This is a genomic window from Pseudomonas sp. (assembly GCF_030690725.1).
In the GTDB taxonomy this organism is placed as follows: Bacteria; Pseudomonadota; Gammaproteobacteria; order Pseudomonadales; family Pseudomonadaceae; genus Aquipseudomonas.
Genome location: NZ_JAUYGD010000089.1, coordinates 54,654 through 74,166, shown reverse-complemented (window position 1 = coordinate 74,166; position 19,513 = coordinate 54,654). Strand labels below are relative to the sequence as shown.

The window sequence follows — 19,513 nt, the reverse complement described above, 5'->3', positions numbered from 1 at the left end:
ATTATGCAAAACCCGGCATTTACTGGCGAACTGGAAGACTGGACCACCCTGAACAGCAGTATCGGCTTCCCCGAGCTGCTGATCGGCAACGGCGCGAGCCTGGCGGTATGGCGCAAGTTCGCCTACTTCTCGCTATTCGACGAGGCGCAGACCACCCGCAATCGCCCGCTTAGCGCGACCGAGCTCAGCGTGTTCCGCGCCCTGGACACCAGCAACTTCGAGCAGGTGCTCAGCGCGTTGAAGAACAGCATCCGGGTTAATGCCGCACTGACCATCAACTCGTCATCGCCGCGCCATCGCTACTTTGCCATCAAGGAAGCGCTGATCCACGCCGTGCGCTCGGTACATATTCCCTGGAGCCAGATGCAGGCCGCCAGCCTGGCGCGGATCAATAGCGCGCTTGGCCAATACCAGACGGTCTATTCCGGCAATTACGACCTGCTCAACTACTGGGCCGTGATGCAGGCCCCAGAGGCGTTTGAAGATATGTTCCGCGGCGCGGATTCAACCTTCGCCCCCGGCGACTGTCAGCGCTTGGGCAATGCCACGCGCATGCTCTACCTGCACGGCGGCATGCACCTGGTGAAGAACATCGACGGCAGCACGCGCATTCTCAACTCATCGGAAAGCACCCTGCTGGCCAGCTTCGCCATCAACCAGCTGGGCGATATTCCGCTGTTCGTCAATGAAGGCAGCAGCGCGGACAAGTTCAAGGCCATCCGCAGTTCTGACTACTTGTCGTTCTGCTACAGCCAGCTGGCGCAGCCCAAGGACAAGCTGTGCATCTTCGGCCACAGCCTGGCCGCGCAGGACCAGCACCTGATCCAGGCCTTGCAGCAAGCCGAACTGAAAACCCTGGCAATATCGATCTACCCGCACAACCCGCTGTTTATCGCCCAGCAGAAGCAGCACTACGCCAGCCTGTTCGCCGAGCAGAATGTCGAGCTGCGCTTCTTCGATGCGCTCAGCCACCCGCTGGGTGACCCTGCACTGCGCATCTCAGCTACAGCTTAAGACTGGATCGCGCGCACCAAGGCCAACTCAGCCGGCGCACGGCGTTGGCTAAGGTAGCGCGTGCAACTGACGCGCAGAAAAGACGCGAAATTCACCACCTCACCGCGATACTCCATCACCTCGTCATACAGCTTGGTGATCAGTTGATTGGTGGTCATGCCGTCGACTTCGGCGATTTCGCGCAGGATGTCCCAGAACTGATTTTCCAGGCGCAGGGTAGTGACCACGCCACGGATGCGCAGCGAGCGGGCACGGGATTCGTAAAGAATCGGATCGGCTTTGACATACAGCTCGCACATAGCGGCTCCTCGACGACAGAGGCCTGCAAGCAGGCCCTCATACATGCGTAGCCCGGATGCAATCCGGGACCCTCATTTATAGACGCTCCCCGGATTGCATCCGGGCTACGGGCTTAAGCACATTACAGCGTGATCTGCGTGCCGAGCAGGCCAAGAAACGCCGCCAGCCAGTTGGGATGCGCCGGCCAGGCCGGAGCAGTGACCAGATTGCCCTGCACATGGGCCTGGTCCACGGCGATATCCATATAACGCCCGCCTGCCAGGGTGACTTCCGGGCCACAGGCCGGATAGGCACTGCATTCACGACCTTTCAGCACGCCAGCAGCAGCGAGCAATTGCGCACCATGGCAGACCGCTGCGATGGGCTTACCAGCCTTGTCGAAGGCCTGCACCAGCGCCAGCACCTGAGCATTCAGGCGCAGGTACTCCGGGGCGCGGCCACCGGGAATCAACAGGGCGTCGTAGTTTTCGGCTTTGACCTGGGCGAAATCGAAGTTGAGGGCAAAGTTGTGACCGGGCTTCTCGCTGTAGGTCTGCTCGCCTTCAAAATCGTGGATGGCGGTGCGCACGCTCTGCCCGGCGGTCTTGTCCGGGCACACCGCGTGCACCTGATGACCGACCATCAGCAGTGCCTGAAACGGCACCATCACTTCGTAGTCTTCGACGTAGTCGCCGACCAGCATGAGAATCTTCTTCGCTGCCATGTGCCTGCTCCCTTCAATGAATTGAGAAGCACAGAGTGTTATCCCGATCCGTCAGGCGCGGGTAATAACCCGGTACTACAGGGCAAAAAGCGAATCAGCGAGGACATGGAGCAAGGCAGGTTGTGGCTGGGCTTCAGCAAGAAGCCCAGCGCGGTGGCTGGATTATTCCAGCACCTCTTCATCACGCAGCAGCACATAGGTGCAGCCGGTGTCGTCTTCCAGGTAGTCGTGCACATAGAACATCACGACTTCCCCCAACCCCGGCTGGGCGGCCACATAGTCACCGATGTCCACGGTGAAATGGCCCTTGGAGCCCGGTTTGGCTTCGCACTCGATACGCGCATTGACGAACAGCTCAGGCGCGCTGTCGCCGAAATAATCTTCACGCTCTGCCGCGTCCCAGTCGGCCGGGGCCTCGAACGGGCCGCAGAACAGCACCTTGGCATCACCCAGATCCACTTCCTCGGCTTCCGGGTCCTGTTCATCTGCGCGGTAGACCGTGCAGTCCTGCGCTTCAGGGTTTTCCAGGATGGCCAGACGGGCCGCCAGTTGTTGCTCAGTATCCATAGGGGGCATAACTATCTCCGAGCGTTTGGCGTCTAAGTTCAGGGCAAATCAAACCTGCAGTCATCCTGCAAGTAGGGCTTCGCAGGCTATGGGCTGATGCGGTTGCAGCGCAAGCAATGAAATGCTCGCGGAACAACGCACAAAAGAATTTGCGACTTAATTTGCCGTTAAGCCTGGACACCGAAACTCGCACCCAAGTTCTCAGATGAGGTTCCTGTTATGGAGCTGCCTTGGGTGTATCACGACACTGCACTTGCACAAATTGGCCGCGAGCAGCCGCTCAGCCTCTATCTGGCCAACGCCACCAGCCCTCGCCGCGCTGGGATTGAAGCCTTTATCGGCGAGCGCTTCGCCGCTCAGCATCAGGCGCGCATCCGCCATTTCATGCCCTGCCTGCTCAGCCTGGAAGACCGCGACGGGCAACTGCTCGGCGCGGTGGGCCTGCGCAGCGCAGCCAGTGGCCCGCTGTTTCTTGAGCGCTACCTGCAGCAACCGGCAGAACAGGTGATTGGCGCCCGGCAGGTGGTGGGTGCGCCACAGCGCACACAACTGGTGGAGGTCGGCAATCTGGCCGCCGGCAGTCCGGGTGCCGCACGCCTGCTGATCGTCGCACTGACCGATCTGCTGGTGGCGCTGGGTTATCGCTGGGTGTGCTTCACCGGCACCTTGGCCCTGCTCAACAGCTTTCAGCGCCTGGGCCTGACGCCTTTGCCGCTGGGCCCGGCAAACCCCGATTGCCTGGGCAATGAACTGGCGGACTGGGGCAGCTACTACGCCAACCAACCGCAGGTAATGGCCGGCGATATCTACGCCGGCCATCAGCGTCTGCTGCAGCTGGGTGCTTACCCGCGCCTGGCCCACCAAGCCTTTTATGCCCTGGAGGACATGCCCGATGTGGCCTGCCGCTGAATTACTCTTCAATCGCCTAGCAGCCCTTGGCGACGCCATCGCTTTGCGTGAAGGCGACAGGCAGCTGAGCTACGCCCAACTGCTAAGCGAGGTCGAGCAGCGCAGTACGCAACTGCTGGCGCTTGGCGCGCAGCGGGTTGCCCTGGCCCTGGATAACGGCATCGACTGGGTACTCTGGGACCTCGCCGCCCTGCATGCCGGGCTGGTCTGCGTGCCCGTGCCGGGATTCTTTTCCAGCAGCCAGCAGACGCATGTCCTCGATAGCGCAGGCATTGACTGCCTGATCGGCCCGGCCAGCCCGCTATTCAACGCACTGGGTTTCAGCGCAAGCGCAGCGGCGATTGCAGTAACCGCTACCACCACTGTGCTGCAACGCCCACGGGCGCAGGTCAGCGCGTTGCCGGTCGGCACCTGCAAAATCACCTACACCTCCGGCACCACCGGGCAACCCAAAGGTGTATGCCTGGATATCGCCACACAACTGGCGGTGGCGCAGAGCCTGGTGCAGGCCAGCGCCAGCTGCGCGGTCGAACGCCACCTGTGCGTCCTGCCGCTGGCCACCCTGCTGGAGAACATTGCCGGGGTCTATGCCCCTCTGCTGGCCGGCGCACGGATTGAATTGATGCCGATGGCGCAGATCGGTCTGCTCGGTGCCAGCCAGTTCGATCTGCCGCGCTTTCTCGGCGCCCTAGCTCAGGCGCAGCCCAATAGCCTGATCCTGCTACCGCAACTGCTGCTGGCGCTGGTCAGCGCCGGCGAAAATCGCCTACCCCTGCCGAGCAGCCTGCGTTTTATCGCCGTCGGCGGTGGCCGCATCGCCAGCCAATTGCTGCAACGTGCCGACGCCCTGGGGCTGCCGGTGTTCGAGGGCTACGGCCTGTCCGAGTGTGCGTCGGTGGTGTGCCTGAACACCCCGGAAAACCGCCGTATCGGCACCGTCGGCCAACCGTTGCCACACCTGCAGGTACGCCTGGCTACAGACGGCGAGGTGATGGTCCAAGGCCCACGCCTGCTTGGTTACCTGGGCGAACCATGCCCTGACGAGGAGTGGCTGGGCACCGGTGATCTGGGCCATTTCGACGGACCATTCCTAGTACTGCACGGGCGCAAGAAACACCAGTTCATCACCGCCTTTGGCCGCAACGTAAACCCGGAATGGGTCGAGGCCGAGTTGGTCCAGCAACTGCCAATCGCCCAGGCCTGGCTGCATGGCGAAGCACTGCCCGGCAACGTTGCCGTGCTAGTGCCGCGCTTCCCGAATACCAGCGACAGCCAACTGGCGGAGGCCGTGGCGACGGCCAACCAAGCCCTGCCCGACTACGCCCGCGTGCACCACTGGCTGCGCGCCGAACAACCTTTCAGCAGTGCCAATGCGCTGGCCACCAGCAATGGCCGCCTGCGGCGTTTAGCCCTGCTTAACCACTACCAGCACGCCATCGAGCAATTGATGGCCACCGAATCCTGCTATGGAGATGCCTGATGAGCTTCTACGAATCCCTGCTTGAACACACCAGCGCTGAACGCAATTACCTGCTCAGTGCGCCGATCATTGCCCAGGCCATGGCTGGCACCGTCAGCCTGAACAGCTACGTGGCCTTTCTCACCGAGGCTTATCACCACGTTAAACACACCGTGCCCTTGCTGATGGCCTGCGGCGCGCGCTTGCCAGAACGGCTGGAGTGGTTGCGCGAAGCTATCGGCGAATACATCGAGGAAGAAACGGGCCACCAGGAATGGGTGCTCAACGATATCGCCGTGTGCGGTGCAGACAAAGAAGCGGTGCGCCACGGCACGCCCAAGCTGCCGACCGAACTGATGGTCAGTTACGTCTACGACCGCATCGCCCGGCACAACCCGGTGAGCTTCTTTGGCATGGTCAATGTGCTGGAAGGCACCAGCATCGCCCTCGCCACCCAGGTCGCTGGGGTGATTCAGGACAAGCTGCAACTGCCTAACAAGGCCTTCAGCTACCTGAGTTCCCACGGCAGCCTGGATCTGGAACATATCGAGTTCTTCAAACGCCTGATGAATCAGCTCGACAACGACGATGACAAAGCTGCCGTGGTGCACACCGCCAAGGTGGTCTATCGCCTGTACGGCGACATATTCCGCAGCCTGCCCCTAAGCGCCTGAGGACTACCGATGAATATTCCTGAATGCCGCGCCGTCATAACCGGCGCCAGTGGCGGAATCGGCCAGGCACTGATCGCCGCTCTACTGCTTGAAGGCGCACACCTGCTGCTGGTTGGCCGCCAAGCCGAAGCGTTGCATGCACTGGCTGAGGCCAACCCCGGCAAGGTCACGGTGGTGGCCGCAGATATCTGCCAACGCAGCGGCCGTGAGGCTGTGGTGGCTGCCGCGCAGCGTTTCGGCGGGATCAACACGCTGATCAATGCTGCGGGGGTCAATCACTTCGGCCTGCTGGAGCAGCATGATGAAACCGCCATCGCCGAGCTGATCGAACTCAACGTCACCGCCACCCTGCAACTGACCCATCGCCTGCTGCCGCTGCTGCGGCAACAGGGCCGGGCCCTGGTGGTCAACCTCGGTTCGACCTTCGGCTCTATCGGTTACCCCGGTTTCAGCACCTACTGCGCCAGCAAGTTCGCCCTGCGCGGCTTCTCCGAAGCGCTGCGCCGCGAGTTGGCCGACACCCAGATCAAGGTTCTCTACTTCGCTCCACGCGCCACCCGCACCAGCATGAACGCAGCCAACGTGGTGGCCATGAATGATGAGCTGAACGTCGCCATGGACGACCCGCACAGCGTGGCCCAGCAGCTGCTGGCGGCCATTCGCCATGAGCGCGAGGAACGCTACCTGGGCTGGCCGGAACAACTCTTTGTGCGCCTCAACAGCCTGCTGCCGCGCCTGGTCGACCAGGCGCTGCGCAAACAACTACCGATTATCCAGCGCTTTGCCCGCAGCAAACCCTAAGAGGACACCCCGATGAAGCTTATCCGTACCGCCGCCTGCACCCTGCTCTGCCTCACCAGCCTGCCCAGCTTTGCCCTCAGCGAACAGGGCCAGGCGCAACTGCAAAACTTGCAGGACCGCTGGGCCGAGATCAATTACCAGTTGCCCAAGGAACAACACGAAAAAGCCTTCGCCAGCCTCAGCGAGCAAGCGCAAAAAGCCGTCGCCGCCGAGCCGAACGCCGCCGAACTGCAGATCTGGAACGGCATCATTCTCAGCACCTACGCCGGTGCTAAAGGCGGCCTGGGTGCCCTCGGCTTGGTCAAGGAGGCCAAGGCCAGCCTGGAACAGGGCCTGGCATTGGACCCCAAGGCGCTGTCCGGCTCGGCCTACACCAGCCTCGGTAGCCTCTACTACCAGGTACCCGGCTGGCCGGTCGGCTTTGGCGATGATGAGAAAGCCGAGGCCATGCTCAAGCAGGCCCTGGCGATCAACCCGGACGGCATCGACCCCAACTACTTTTATGGCGACTACCTGGCCCGCGCCAAACGCTTTGCGGAAGCCAAGACCGCCCTGGAAAAAGCCCTGCTAGCCCCTGCACGGCCCAATCGCCTGTCCGCCGACGCCGGCCGTAAAGAGGAAATTCAGGCGTTGCTGGCCAAGGTCAACGCAGAATTGGAGTAGTCTCGCCTACGCGAGCTTGAATAGGAAAACTTGGGAATCTCTGCATGCGCATTCTGCTGGTCGAAGACGACAAAGCCCTTGGCGAAGGTATTCGCACCGCTCTCAAGCCCGAGGGTTATACCGTCGACTGGGTGCAGGATGGCAGCAGTGCGCTGCATGCCCTGACCAGCGAGAGCTTCGAGCTGGCGATTCTCGACCTTGGCCTGCCGCGCATGGATGGTCTGCAGGTGCTCAAGCACCTGCGCGCCGCCGCCAACCCGGTACCGGTACTGGTGCTGACCGCCCGTGACTCCACCAGCGACCGTATCGCCGGGTTGGATGCTGGTGCCGATGATTACCTGGTCAAACCCTTCGATGTCGCCGAACTCAAGGCACGCCTGCGCGCCCTGCTGCGGCGCAGTTTCAACCGCCCGCAACCGGCGCTGGAATACCGTGGCATCAGCCTCGATCCGGTCAGCCAAGCCGTCAGCTATCAGGGCCAGGCGGTCAACCTGCCACGCAAGGAATTCCTTTTGCTGCACGAACTGCTCGCCCAGCCGGGCCGGGTGATGACCCGCGACAAGCTGCAACAGGCACTCTATGGCTGGGACGAAGAGCTGGAAAGCAACGCCCTGGAAGTGCATGTGCACCACCTGCGCAAAAAATTCTTTCCCGAGCTGATCCGCACCGTGCGCGGCGTCGGCTACCTGGTGGATAAATAACATGCCGAAGTTGTTGCGCTCGATCCGCGCGCGTTTGCTGGTATTGCTGCTGACTTTGTTGAGCGTTTCCCTGGGGCTGATCAGCCACAAGATTTACCGCGATGCCAGCCATGAAGTGGAAGAGCTGTTCGACGCCCAGCTGGCGCAGACCTCGCGCATGCTTATGGGCCTGGTACGCCATGAGCTGTCTGCCGATTCGCGCCGCGATTTGCAGGCGGCACTGGACGAAGCCCTGCTGCTGAAAAACAGCCCGCGCAACCTCGATGGCCTGCTGGGACACGATTACGAGAGCAAGCTGGCCTTCCAGATGCTCGATGACAACGGCGAGCTGGTATTCCAGTCCGCCAGCGCGCCCAAAGGCCTGCTGATGGAGATGATTGCCCAGCTCGGCCTTAACCTACCGGCCGGCGAGCAACCACTGAGCGAACGCCTCAACCGCCTGGCCAAATACCTTAGTGGTTACCACACCCTGACCTTGGGTGCGCACCGCTGGCGGGTGTTTGTGCTGCACGACAACGTTGACCATCACTGGGTACTGGTGGGTGAGCGCGAAGACGTGCGCGGCGAGCTGTCCGGCAAGATTGCCCGGCGCACCCTGCAACCGCTGCTGATTGGCCTGCCGCTGCTGGCCCTGCTGCTCTGGCTGGCCGTGGGGTTTGGTTTGCGCCCGCTGCAGCGCATGGCCGAATCAATCAAGGCGCGCGCACCGGACAACCTCGCGCCGCTGACCTTCGGCCCGCTGCCGCAGGAACTGGAGCCGATGGGCGCCTCGCTTAACCGCCTGCTGATGCAGGTCAACCAGTTGCTGGATCAGGAAAAGCGCTTTATTGCCGACGCCGCCCATGAACTGCGCACGCCATTGGCGGTGCTGCGCATCCACGCGCAGAACGCCCTGGAAGCTCCCGATCCGCAAGACCGCAACGATGCCCTGCGTCAGCTGGGTAGCGGGGTCGAGCGCGCCACTCGGGTGGTGGCGCAACTGCTGACCCTGGCGCGACTGGAACCCAATGTGACGCAACTGGCCATGCGCGAACTGGACCTGCTCGGGTTTGTGCGCAACGAGTTGGCAGAACTGATTCCGCTAGCCCTAGAACGCCATCAGGAGCTCAATCTGGAGGCCGTTGAACCGGCCGATTATCAGCTACTCGCCGATGGCCCAAGCCTCGGCACCTTGCTGCAGAACCTGATCAGCAATGCCGTGCAATACACCCCCGACGGCGGACGCATTCAAGTGCAGCTGGAGGCTCAGGCGGATGCCATCGTGCTGCGCGTGCAGGACAGTGGCCCGGGCGTGGATGAAGCGCTGCGGGAAAAACTCTTCGAGCGTTTCTATCGACTTGGCGACGGTCAGGGCGCGGGGCTGGGCCTGTCCATCGTGCTACGGGTGGTAGAGCTGCACCGCGCCAGCATCAGCCTGAGCGACTCGCCCCTCGGCGGTCTGGAAGTCGCGGTGCGCCTGCCCAGACGCTAACGCGTACTGCCCCGGCGCTGGGCGCGCTCTTCGCGGCGCGCCTGTTGCTGCACCTCGGCCAGTACTTCCTGCACATAGTCGATATGCCGGTTGGACAGCGCGCGGGCGTCTTCGGCACGGCCTTCGATAATGGCCTGGAACAAGGCGCGGTGCTGTTCGATCAGCATGTCGCGGGTTTCATCACGCTGGGCGTACATACCGCCGATATTGGTCACCACGTTGCGTTTGAGCAGGTCGAACAGCCCGCGAATGGTGTGCAGCAGCACGGCGTTGTGGCTGGCCTCGGCAATCGCCAGGTGGAAGTTGGCATCGGCTGCGCCTTCTTCGGCACGGGTCACCTTGCCGCTGCGGCTGTAGCAATCCTGCAGCGTGGCAAAGGCGTCGGTCAGGCGCTGGCGATCCAGTTCGGTGGCACGCTGAGCGGCGTAAAACGCGCAGGAGCCTTCCAGGGTGTGGCGAAATTCCAGCAGGTCGCGCTGGGCTTCGGGGTTGCTTTCCAGCAGGTGCAGCAGCGGGTCACTGAAAGTCGAGCCGAGGGTTTCCGCCACATAGTTGCCACCGCCATGGCGGCTGACCAACAGGCCCTTGGCTGCCAGTTTCTGAATCGCTTCACGCAGTGAGGGCCGCGAGACGCCGAACTGCTCAGACAATACGCGTTCCGCCGGTAGACGTTCGCCGGCCTTGAGCGTGCCTTCGAGGATCATGGTTTCCAGTTGGCTGACGATATCGTCCGACAAACGGCGTTGGCGCACCGATCCCACTTCCATAGCCCGCACTCCATTGGTTTGACCACCTGCCACGGGCCTTTGCGGCCCTCTCCCGGCAAGCCTATCGCCGCCGCCCCGGCCTAGCAAGACGAGCCCTTACGACCAAAGTCGTAAGGCAGCTAATTGACAGGCTAGAGGCCGCACTTTTACCCTGACCGCGCAGTCTTGTAAATTGGTATTACCAATTAACCACACTAAAACAATTCCAAGAATCCTACGAGGTCTCCCCATGCCGGCTCTATTGCTTATATCCGCCGCAGCGCTACAGCCCGATGCGCACCCGCATTCACCCATGCGCATCGCGCAGCGTTAAGGAGAGACCACCATGTCGACAGGTCTTCTTGCCCTACTGGCGTTCTCGCCCATCCTGCTCGCCGCCGTGCTGTTGATCGGTCTGCGCTGGCCGGCCAAACATGCAATGCCCCTGGTTTACCTGCTCACCGCAGGCGTGGCGCTGTTTGCCTGGGACATGAGCTTTAACCGCGTACTGGCCTCCACCGTGCAAGGCTTGCTGATTACCCTTGGGCTGCTGTGGATCATCTTCGGCGCGATCCTGCTGCTTAACACCCTCAAGCATTCCGGCGGCATCACTGCGATTCGCGCCGGCTTTGCCACCATCAGCCCGGACCGGCGCATTCAGGCGATCATCATCGCCTGGCTGTTCGGCTGCTTTATCGAGGGCGCGTCCGGCTTCGGCACGCCCGCTGCCATCGCCGCGCCGCTGCTGGTGGCCATCGGCTTCCCGGCCATGGCCGCAGTGATGCTCGGCATGCTGGTGCAAAGCACGCCGGTGTCCTTCGGCGCGGTGGGTACGCCGATCATCGTTGGGGTCAATACCGGCCTGGACTCAGCCACCATTGGCGCACAGCTGGTTGAGCAAGGTTCGTCCTGGGCGCAGTTTCTGCAGTTGATCACCAGTGAAGTGGCAATCATCCACGCCGTTGTCGGAACCGTGATGCCGCTGATTATGGTGCTGATGCTGACGCGCTTCTTCGGCACAGAGAAAAGCTGGAAAGCCGGTTTTGCAGTGCTGCCATTCGCGATATTCGCCGGCCTGGCGTTCACCATCCCTTACGCGTTGACCGGTGTATTCCTCGGCCCTGAATTTCCTTCTCTGGCCGGTGGTTTGATTGGCCTGGCGATTGTCACCAGCGCCGCGCGCATGGGCTTTCTGCTGCCAAAAACCACCTGGGATTTCGCCCCGGCGGACAAATGGCCAGCCGAATGGCTGGGCACCATCGAGATGAAACTCGACCAACTGACTGCCAAGCCAATGAGCGCCCTGCGTGCATGGCTGCCCTACGTGCTGGTGGGCGCGCTGCTGGTGATCAGCCGGGTATTTCCCGAGGTCAGCGCCGCATTGAAAGCGGTGATGCTGAACTTCCCCGACCTACTCGGCGAAACCGGGATCAGCGCCAACTTCCAGCCGCTGTACCTGCCGGGCGGGATTCTGGTCACCGTGGTCATCGCCACCTTCTTCTTCCACGGCATGAAACTGCGCGAGCTGGGCAGTGCAGTGAAGGAGTCGTCGGGGGTGCTGCTGAGCGCCGGCTTCGTGCTGCTGTTTACCGTGCCGATGGTGCGCATCCTGATCAACTCCGGGGTTAACGCCGCCGAGCTGTCGAGCATGCCGATCCTGATGGCGCGCTGGGTGGCCGATAGTGTGGGCGGCATCTATCCGTTGCTAGCGCCGAGCGTGGGTGCCCTGGGCGCCTTTATTGCCGGTTCCAACACGGTGAGCAATATGATGTTCAGCCAGTTCCAGTTCGGTGTGGCCAGCAGCCTGGGCATCTCCAGCGCGCTGATTGTCGCGGTACAGGCGATTGGCGCCGCCGCCGGCAATATGGTGGCGATCCACAACGTCGTCGCCGCTTCCGCCACGGTTGGCCTGCTGGGCCGTGAAGGCAGCATCCTGCGCAAGACCGTCTGGCCTACCCTGTACTACGTGCTGTTTACCGGCCTGATCGCACTGTTTGCCGTGTATGTGCTGGGCGTTAGCGACCCGCTGATGGCAGGCTGATAACCGCTCGGGCGCGCAAACCGAACTGCGCGCCCGAGCGTTGTAACAACCCTTCTTCTCCACCTGGGTGATTCCATGATCATTTCTGCCTCCACCGACTACCGCGCCGCCGCCCAACGCCGGCTGCCGCCGTTTCTGTTTCATTACATCGACGGCGGCGCCTACGCCGAGCACACGCTCAAACGCAACGTCGCCGACCTGGCGGACATTGCCCTGCGCCAGCGCGTGCTGCGCAATATGTCGGAACTGAGCCTGGAAACCCGCCTGTTCAATGAGACCCTGAGCATGCCGGTGGCCCTGGCCCCGGTCGGCCTGACTGGCATGTACGCCCGTCGCGGTGAAGTGCAGGCCGCCAAGGCCGCCGCTGCCAAGGGCATCCCCTTTACCCTGTCCACCGTTTCGGTGTGCCCGATTGAAGAAGTCGCGCCGGCCATCGACCGGCCGATGTGGTTTCAGCTGTATGTGCTGAAAGACCGTGGCTTTATGAAAAACGCCCTGGAGCGCGCCAAAGCTGCCGGCGTCACCACCCTGGTATTTACCGTCGATATGCCGGTACCTGGCGCGCGCTACCGCGATGCCCATTCCGGCATGAGCGGCCCGAATGCGCCGCTGCGGCGCATGCTGCAAGCCATGACCCACCCACGCTGGGCCTGGGATGTTGGCCTGCTCGGCAAGCCCCATGACCTGGGCAATATCTCCGCCTACCGTGGCAACCCCACCGGTCTGGCTGATTACATCGGCTGGCTGGGCAACAATTTCGACCCCTCGATTTGCTGGAAGGACCTGGAATGGATTCGTGAATTCTGGGACGGCCCGATGGTGATCAAGGGCATTCTCGACCCACAGGATGCCAAGGACGCCGTGAGCTTCGGTGCCGACGGCATCGTCGTCTCCAACCACGGCGGCCGTCAGCTCGACGGTGTGATGTCCAGCGCCCGCGCCCTGCCGGCGATTGCCGATGCAGTGAAAGGCCAGCTGGCGATTCTCGCCGACTCCGGCATCCGCACTGGCCTGGACGTGGTGCGCATGATCGCCCTCGGCGCGGACACGGTGATGCTCGGCCGCGCCTTTATCTACGCCCTGGCCGCCGACGGTGGCGCGGGGGTAAGCAACCTGCTGGAGCTGATCGAGAAGGAAATGCGCGTGGCCATGGTGCTGACCGGGGCCAAATCGATCAGCGAGATTACTGCCGATTCGCTGGTGCGCGAACTGCGCCAAGCCGCGTCCTGACGCTGCACCTGACGCCGTACCGGACTATGGAGCCTGCATGAGCCTGCCTGCCGTTTTTCTCACCGCCGTCGAGCGCCTTATACCTGCTGATCGGCGCTTCGACGACCCGCTGTCGACCCTGGCCTTTGGCACCGATGCCAGCTTCTACCGGCTGATTCCCAAGCTGGTGGTGCGCGTCGAGGCAGAATTAGAGGTGGTCGACTTGCTCAAACTGGCCAGCGCGCATCAGGTGCCGGTGACTTTCCGCGCCGCAGGCACCAGCCTATCGGGGCAGGCCATCAGCGACTCGGTACTGATCGTCCTCGGCGACAACTGGAACGGTCGGGAAGTCCGTGGTCAGGGCAGCCAGATCCGCCTGCAACCGGGCGTAATTGGCGCTCAAGCGAATGCCGTTCTGGCGCCCTTCCAACGCAAGATCGGCCCTGATCCGGCGTCGATCAACGCCTGCAAAATCGGGGGCATCGTCGCCAACAACGCCAGCGGCATGTGCTGCGGCACTGCACAAAACAGCTACCACACCCTAGCCGGCATCCGCCTGGTGCTGGCCGACGGCACAGTGCTGGACACCGAAGACCCGCTTAGCGTCACGCGTTTCTTTTCCACTCATGCGGACCTGCTGACGCAACTGAACGAGCTGGGCAAACAGACCCGTGCAAACAGCGCGCTGGCCGCAAAGATCCGCCACAAATACCGACTGAAAAACACCACCGGCCTGTCGCTCAACGCCCTGGTGGATTTCGATCAGCCGCTGGATATCCTCAGCCACCTGCTGGTGGGCTCCGAAGGCACCCTCGGCTTTATCAGCGCGGTAACCTACAACACCGTGCCCGACCACCCGCACAAGGCCAGCGCCTTGCTGGTGTTCCCCGATGTGGAGAGTTGCTGCCGTGCGGTGACGGCGCTCAAACAGCAGCCGGTATCCGCCGTTGAACTGCTCGACCGGCGCAGCCTGCGCTCGGTGCAGAACAAGCCTGGCATGCCGGAATGGGTCAAGGGGTTGTCGGATAGCGCCTGCGCGTTGTTGATTGAATCGCGCGCTGCCAGCCAGAGCCTGTTGCACGAGCAGCTGCAGCTGATCATGGCCTCCATCGCCGACTTCCCCCTGGAAAAGCAGGTGGATTTCAGCGAAGACCCGAGCGTTTACAACCTGCTGTGGAAGATCCGCAAGGACACCTTCCCCGCCGTTGGCGCGGTGCGCCAGACCGGCACCACGGTGATTATCGAGGACGTGACCTTCCCCATCGAGCAGCTCGCCGAAGGCGTCAACCGCCTGCTCGCGTTATTCGACAAGCACGGCTACGACGAGGCAATCATTTTCGGTCACGCCCTGGAAGGCAACCTGCACTTCGTGTTTACCCAGGCCTTCGAGACGCCCGAGCAGATCGCCCGCTATTCAGCCTTTATGGACGATGTGGCGCAGCTGGTGGCCGTGGAGTTTGGCGGCTCGCTTAAGGCCGAGCACGGCACCGGGCGCAATATGGCCCCTTTCGTCGAGTTGGAATGGGGCTCTGGCGCCTACCAGCTGATGTGGCAGATCAAGCGCCTGCTCGACCCCCAGGGCATTCTCAATCCGGATGTGATCCTCTCCGAGGATCGCGATATCCACCTGAAGAATCTCAAGCCGTTACCGGCCGCCGACGAGATCGTCGACAAGTGCATCGAGTGCGGTTTCTGCGAGCCGGTGTGCCCGTCCAAGGGCCTGACCCTGAGCCCGCGCCAGCGCATCGTGATCTGGCGCGATATCCAGGCGAAAAAACGCGCTGGCATCGACACCTGCGAGCTGGAAGCGGCCTATCAGTACCAGGGCATCGACACCTGCGCCGCCACCGGTTTGTGCGCCCAGCGTTGCCCGGTGGGTATCAATACCGGCGACTTAGTGCGTCAGTTGCGTGGTCGCGACGCCAACAGCCAGCGCAGCGCCGATTGGCTGGCGAGCAACTTCCGCCGCGCCATGCATGGCGCACGCGTGATGCTGCATGTGGCCAACGGCGCACGCATGCTGATGGGCGCCCCCCTGCTCAGCCGCACCTCGGCGGCGCTCAGCAAAGCCAGTCAGGGTCGCGTGCCGCAGTGGACGCCAGCGATGCCGCAACCGCTGCAACGCCTGCAACTGCACCTGCCCGTAATCCATGCCAATGACGATGCACGGCCACGGGTGGTCTACCTGGCCGCCTGCGTATCCCGCGCCATGGGCCCGGCGGCGAGCGATGCCGAGCAAATGTCGCTACTCGACAAGACCCGCGCGCTACTGGAAAAAGGCGGCTTTCAGGTGGTGTTCCCGGCTGACTTGGACAACCTCTGCTGCGGCCAGCCGTTTGCCTCCAAGGGCTACAGCGAGCAGGCCGAACGCAAGAAGCAGGAGCTGATCGACGCGCTGCTCAAGGCCAGCCGTGGCGGCCTCGACCCGATCTACTGCGACACCAGCCCCTGCACCCTACGACTAATGCAGGACGGTCTGGATACACGGCTGAAACTGCATGACCCAGTGAAATTTATCCGTGAGCACCTGCTCGACCGCCTGCACATCACCCCACAGAACAAACCGGTGGCGGTGCACGTCACCTGCAGCACCCAGCATCTGGGCGAGGCGCAGGGCCTGATCGATATCGTCCGCCGCTGTACCTCGGAGGTGGTGATTCCCGAAGGTATCCACTGCTGCGGCTTTGCCGGCGACAAGGGCTTTACCACCCCCGAGCTCAACGACCACGCCCTGCGCAGCCTGAAGTCCGCCGTGCAGTATTGCGAGGAAGGCATCAGCACCAGCCGCACCTGCGAAATCGGCCTGAGCCAGCATGGCGGCATCGATTATCACGGGCTGGTCTATCTGGTTGACCGAGTCAGTAGCGCCAGGCCTTGAGTGACCAACGGCCCAGCCACCGAGTGAGGGCTTTCTATACTGAAAGCCCTACCCCCATCGCTGGAGCCACGCCATGCGCCGCCTTGCCACTTTCCTTGCTACCGCACTCCTCAGCACTTCGCTCTGGGCCATGCATTGCCCGGCGGATATGGCCAAGATCGATGGACTGCTGAAAACCGACCCGCCGAGCGATGCCACCGTACTCGCACAAGTGCAGCAGCTACGCGCCGAAGGCGAAGCCCTGCACAAGGCCGGCAACCACAGCGAATCGGTCAAGGTGCTGGGCGAAGCGTTGCAACTGCTCGAAGCCAGCGAATAGCCCGAACAGCGGCAGGGAAGGCGCGGGTTAAAGCGCCTGCCCTAACAGGCTGAGCGCAACGCGGCGCACCTGAGCCAGGTCAATCGGTTTGGCCAGGCAAGCCTGGGCGCCGCGCCGCCGTGCTTCGGCAAACACCGCCTCATCCGCCGCCGCGCTGATCACCAACACCGGCACCGCCTGCAAACGTGGGTTAAGGCGCATGGCATCCAGCACCTGCATACCGTCGCCATCGGGTAGATCCAGATCGAGCAACAGCAGGGTCGGCGTGCATTGCTCCAGTTCAGCCAGCGCCCGCTGCACCGAGCCGGCGCCACGCACCTCGGCAAATTCACGCAGGGCTTCCTGAACCACCTTGAGACAGGCCGGGTGATCTTCCACACACAGCACCTCGGCCAGCTGCTTGGGTTGCGCTGACACTGAATGCACATCAGCAACCGCCTGCGCTGCCGGTGCCGCAGCGCCAGGCAGGTCGATCCAGAAACGGCTGCCCGTGCCTGCACTGCTGCTAAAACCCATCTCGCCAGCCATCAAGGTGGCCAGCTCACGGCACAGCACCAGGCCGATCCCGGTGCCAGGAATGCTGGAGTTTTCTCGACCCAGGCGCTGGAACGGCTGAAACAGATTGGCCTGCTGCTCGGCCGTCAGCCCTGCGCCATTGTCTTCGACCCACAGCCGAACGCAGTTCGAGCGCACCTCATAGCCCATGCGGATCAGGCCCTGCGGGCTGTTGTACTTGATCGCGTTGGACAGCAGGTTGAGCACCACCTGACGCACCCGGCGCATATCCGCCTGCACATACAAGCCGGCGTCGGCTTCAGCCAGCACTTGCAGCTGCAACTGGCGTTGCTGCACTTCGGGTTGCACCAGCTCGGCGCAGCCATGCAGCAACGCGCCGACTTCCACCGGCTGCAATTTGAGTTGCTGGCGGCGGCTCTCGATGCTCGACAGGTCGAGAATGTCGTCCACCAGTGAGGTCAGATGACGGCTTGCGTTGACGATCTCGCGGGCGTAATCGGCCTCCAGCTTGGCCTCGGGCTTGTCCTGCGCCTCCATCTCGATCAACTGGCCAAAGCCGTAGATCGCATTGAGTGGCGTGCGCAGTTCGTGGCTCATGCTCGACAGAAAGCGGCTCTTGGCCTGGCTTGCAGCCTGAGCGTCCAGGCTAGCGCGGCGCAGGTCTTCCTGCACCTGCTTGAGTCGGGTGATGTCCACATGGGTGCCAGCCACGCGCAGGGCTCGGCCCTCGCTATCGCGCTCCAGCACCTTGCCACGGCTGAGCAGCCAGACGTATTGGCCATGGGCATCGGCGTAGCGGTATTCGGCCTCGAAACGGTCCTCGCCACTGCTGGCGAACAGCTGCCGCAGATGACGAATTCGCTCCAGATCATTGGGGTGCACGCGCTGGTTGAACTCGCTGAAACTCATATTCGCGTAAGGCAGGCCGAAGCGTTTCAGGAAGCGCTCGCTGAGGGTGATGCTCATGCTCTCCGCCTCGACCTCCCAGAGGCTTTCCGTGGTGCTTTCCAGCACCAGCTGGAGAATCCGCTGCGCCTCCACACGCTGCACTTCACTGGCCTGCAACTGCTCGCCGGTGTGCTGCACCGCCTCCGCCATGCTCACCAGTTCGCGAATCTGGCTGTCCGGCGCGGTGGGCTGATAGTTACCCTGCCCCAGCTCGCGCATCATGCCGACAATCCCATCAATCGGCCGCACCAACTGCTCGCTCAAACGCCGCGAGCGCAGCCACATCAGGGCAAAGAACAGCAGGTAGAACAGCGCCAGGCCGACGATCAGCAGGTAGCCGATATGCAGGTAGCGCTCGGCAAGGCGATTGGTCTCGCTGAAGATGTGCTCCTCATCCACCACCAGCAACAGTTGCCAGCCGGTCTGCGGGATCTCGCTCCAGGCAATCAACTGATTGCGACCGCCCAGCACGACTTCCTGCACGTTGCCCTGCCCAGCCGCCATGGCCTGCAACAGCGGCTGCATTTCCGCGCGCTTGGCCAGGCTGAAATCCTCGGGCTTGAGCACCTCGCGACGCACCGCTTCGGCATAGGAGTATTCGGTCAGCTCGCGCAGGCCAAAATCCTCTTCGCCGGCACTCGGCAGGGCCATGATGTTGTGATCGCGGCTGACCAACATGGCATAGCCCTGCCAGGGCACATCCAGTTCGCCGATCTCACCGAGCATCTGCCCGATCGTGATATCCAGGCCTACCACCCCTTCGAGGAAGTCACCGCGATAGACCGGCGCCACTGCCGACATCATCCAGCCCATACCTGCAGGGTCGAGGTAAACATCGGTCCAGGCCACCTTGCGCTCGGGGTTGTGCTTGGCGTCCGCCAGGTAATAGAAGTTGTAATCGGGTATCACCATGTCATGGGGATACTGCTCGGGCGTCATAAAGAAGGGATAGATGCGGTTGTAACTGTCCCAGGTATTGAAATAGGCCGCCGCTACCCGTGGGTTAGCCGCCTGAATCGAACGCATCAATGGGTCGAGCTGCGACAGGCGCAGAGCCTTGGCATGGTCCTGCTGGGCCAGCGGCGTGCTGTTGGCATAAAAGGACGCCGCTCGCCCATCATCACTGCGGCTGTAGAACACGCCGTTTGCAGTCAACGCATGGCGCTGGCGCTCCAGCGCATCGGGCTCAAACCTACGGTTATCCAGAGCATTGAGCGCCGCATCACGGAAGATCTGTACCTGCGCCTCCACCGAACGCAGGCGGCCATCAATCACCTGGCCTTCACGCGCCACCGCCGCAGACAGATCATCCAGCGCGCTCTGCTGCAAATGCTCGATCTGCGCATCGCGAATAGCCGCGTTGCTCAGCAGATACACCGTGATCAACACCGACTCGACCAGAATCAGCGGAATCAGGGCACTCTGCACAAAAGCGCGCCAGATCCACTGACGCAAAGGGTAACGCGACGCGCGCGGCATACGAGGGTCTCATCCAAAAGACATAGCGAATGTGCAGGATGCAATCATAGCCGGCAAGCCCCATTAGCGTCCGCCAGGCAATTGCCGGGTCGACGCTGTGGAACCTTTGGCGTAA

17 protein-coding genes are annotated in these 19,513 nt (G+C 62.4%); 12 read left to right on the top strand and 5 right to left on the bottom strand.

Features of this window, described 5'->3' with window-relative positions; genetic code table 11:
• The first annotated feature begins 3 nt into the window (after positions 1–3).
• Positions 4–1,014: a DUF4917 family protein gene (locus Q8O69_RS21060; RefSeq protein ID WP_305594304.1), complete on the top strand. Its 1,011-nt coding sequence runs from the start codon at positions 4–6 to the stop codon at positions 1,012–1,014.
• On the opposite strand, the gene Q8O69_RS21055 is transcribed toward Q8O69_RS21060, so the two are convergent.
• From Q8O69_RS21055 to Q8O69_RS21045, 3 genes are all read right to left on the bottom strand, one after another.
• Entirely contained in the window at positions 1,011–1,313 is a 303-nt protein-coding gene (locus Q8O69_RS21055) for a ribbon-helix-helix domain-containing protein (protein WP_305594302.1), read from the bottom strand. The genes Q8O69_RS21060 and Q8O69_RS21055 overlap by 4 nt on opposite strands.
• A gap of 122 nt (positions 1,314–1,435) precedes the next feature.
• Positions 1,436–2,017 (bottom strand): DJ-1/PfpI family protein, encoded by a 582-nt coding sequence (locus Q8O69_RS21050; protein ID WP_305594300.1) that lies wholly within the window; start codon positions 2,015–2,017, stop codon positions 1,436–1,438.
• A 162-nt stretch (positions 2,018–2,179) separates the two neighbouring features.
• Positions 2,180–2,593: a hypothetical protein gene (locus Q8O69_RS21045; RefSeq protein WP_305594298.1), complete on the bottom strand. Its 414-nt coding sequence runs from the start codon at positions 2,591–2,593 to the stop codon at positions 2,180–2,182.
• 210 nt (positions 2,594–2,803) lie between these two features.
• On the opposite strand from Q8O69_RS21045, the gene Q8O69_RS21040 reads away from it, so the two are divergent.
• From Q8O69_RS21040 to Q8O69_RS21010, 7 genes are read left to right on the top strand one after another with little or no spacing between them, the layout of a single operon-like run.
• On the top strand, positions 2,804–3,493 hold the full coding sequence (locus Q8O69_RS21040; protein ID WP_305594296.1) for a thermostable hemolysin: 690 nt from the start codon (positions 2,804–2,806) through the stop codon (positions 3,491–3,493).
• On the top strand, positions 3,477–4,973 hold the full coding sequence (locus tag Q8O69_RS21035) for an AMP-binding protein (protein WP_305594294.1): 1,497 nt from the start codon (positions 3,477–3,479) through the stop codon (positions 4,971–4,973). The genes Q8O69_RS21040 and Q8O69_RS21035 overlap by 17 nt, the downstream gene beginning before the upstream one ends.
• Positions 4,973–5,626 carry a TenA family transcriptional regulator gene (locus Q8O69_RS21030; protein ID WP_305594292.1) on the top strand — a complete coding sequence of 218 codons (654 nt, stop codon included), beginning with the start codon at positions 4,973–4,975 and terminating at the stop codon, positions 5,624–5,626. Before Q8O69_RS21035 ends, Q8O69_RS21030 begins: the two co-directional genes overlap by 1 nt.
• 9 nt (positions 5,627–5,635) lie before the next feature.
• Positions 5,636–6,427 carry an SDR family oxidoreductase gene (locus tag Q8O69_RS21025; RefSeq protein ID WP_305594290.1) on the top strand — a complete coding sequence of 264 codons (792 nt, stop codon included), beginning with the start codon at positions 5,636–5,638 and terminating at the stop codon, positions 6,425–6,427.
• Positions 6,428–6,439: 12 nt separating this feature from the next.
• Positions 6,440–7,090 carry a hypothetical protein gene (locus tag Q8O69_RS21020; protein ID WP_305594288.1) on the top strand — a complete coding sequence of 217 codons (651 nt, stop codon included), beginning with the start codon at positions 6,440–6,442 and terminating at the stop codon, positions 7,088–7,090.
• Between the two features lie 44 nt (positions 7,091–7,134).
• A complete protein-coding gene (locus tag Q8O69_RS21015; RefSeq protein ID WP_233686537.1) occupies positions 7,135–7,791 on the top strand; it encodes a response regulator transcription factor in 657 nt (218 codons plus the stop codon).
• A 1-nt stretch (position 7,792) separates the two neighbouring features.
• Positions 7,793–9,262 (top strand): HAMP domain-containing sensor histidine kinase, encoded by a 1,470-nt coding sequence (locus Q8O69_RS21010; RefSeq protein ID WP_305594285.1) that lies wholly within the window; start codon positions 7,793–7,795, stop codon positions 9,260–9,262.
• Here Q8O69_RS21010 and Q8O69_RS21005 read toward each other — a convergent pair.
• Positions 9,259–10,029 (bottom strand): FCD domain-containing protein, encoded by a 771-nt coding sequence (locus Q8O69_RS21005; RefSeq protein WP_305594283.1) that lies wholly within the window; start codon positions 10,027–10,029, stop codon positions 9,259–9,261. The two genes, Q8O69_RS21010 and Q8O69_RS21005, sit on opposite strands and share 4 nt — an antisense overlap.
• Positions 10,030–10,354: 325 nt before the next feature.
• Between Q8O69_RS21005 and Q8O69_RS21000 the strand changes: the two genes are divergently transcribed.
• From Q8O69_RS21000 to Q8O69_RS20985, 4 genes are all read left to right on the top strand, one after another.
• Positions 10,355–12,049, top strand: coding sequence for an L-lactate permease (locus Q8O69_RS21000; protein ID WP_305594281.1), 1,695 nt, complete (start codon positions 10,355–10,357; stop codon positions 12,047–12,049).
• Positions 12,050–12,124: 75 nt separating this feature from the next.
• On the top strand, positions 12,125–13,279 hold the full coding sequence (lldD, locus tag Q8O69_RS20995; protein ID WP_305594279.1) for an FMN-dependent L-lactate dehydrogenase LldD: 1,155 nt from the start codon (positions 12,125–12,127) through the stop codon (positions 13,277–13,279).
• Positions 13,280–13,316: 37 nt separating this feature from the next.
• The gene (locus Q8O69_RS20990; protein ID WP_305594277.1) at positions 13,317–16,136 is read left to right on the top strand and encodes an FAD-binding and (Fe-S)-binding domain-containing protein; all 2,820 of its coding nucleotides are present in this window, start codon (positions 13,317–13,319) and stop codon (positions 16,134–16,136) included.
• Positions 16,137–16,209: 73 nt separating this feature from the next.
• Positions 16,210–16,455, top strand: coding sequence for a hypothetical protein (locus tag Q8O69_RS20985; RefSeq protein WP_305594275.1), 246 nt, complete (start codon positions 16,210–16,212; stop codon positions 16,453–16,455).
• Between the two features lie 27 nt (positions 16,456–16,482).
• On the opposite strand, the gene Q8O69_RS20980 is transcribed toward Q8O69_RS20985, so the two are convergent.
• Entirely contained in the window at positions 16,483–19,398 is a 2,916-nt protein-coding gene (locus Q8O69_RS20980; RefSeq protein ID WP_305594273.1) for an ATP-binding protein, read from the bottom strand.
• Positions 19,399–19,513: the final 115 nt, after the last annotated feature.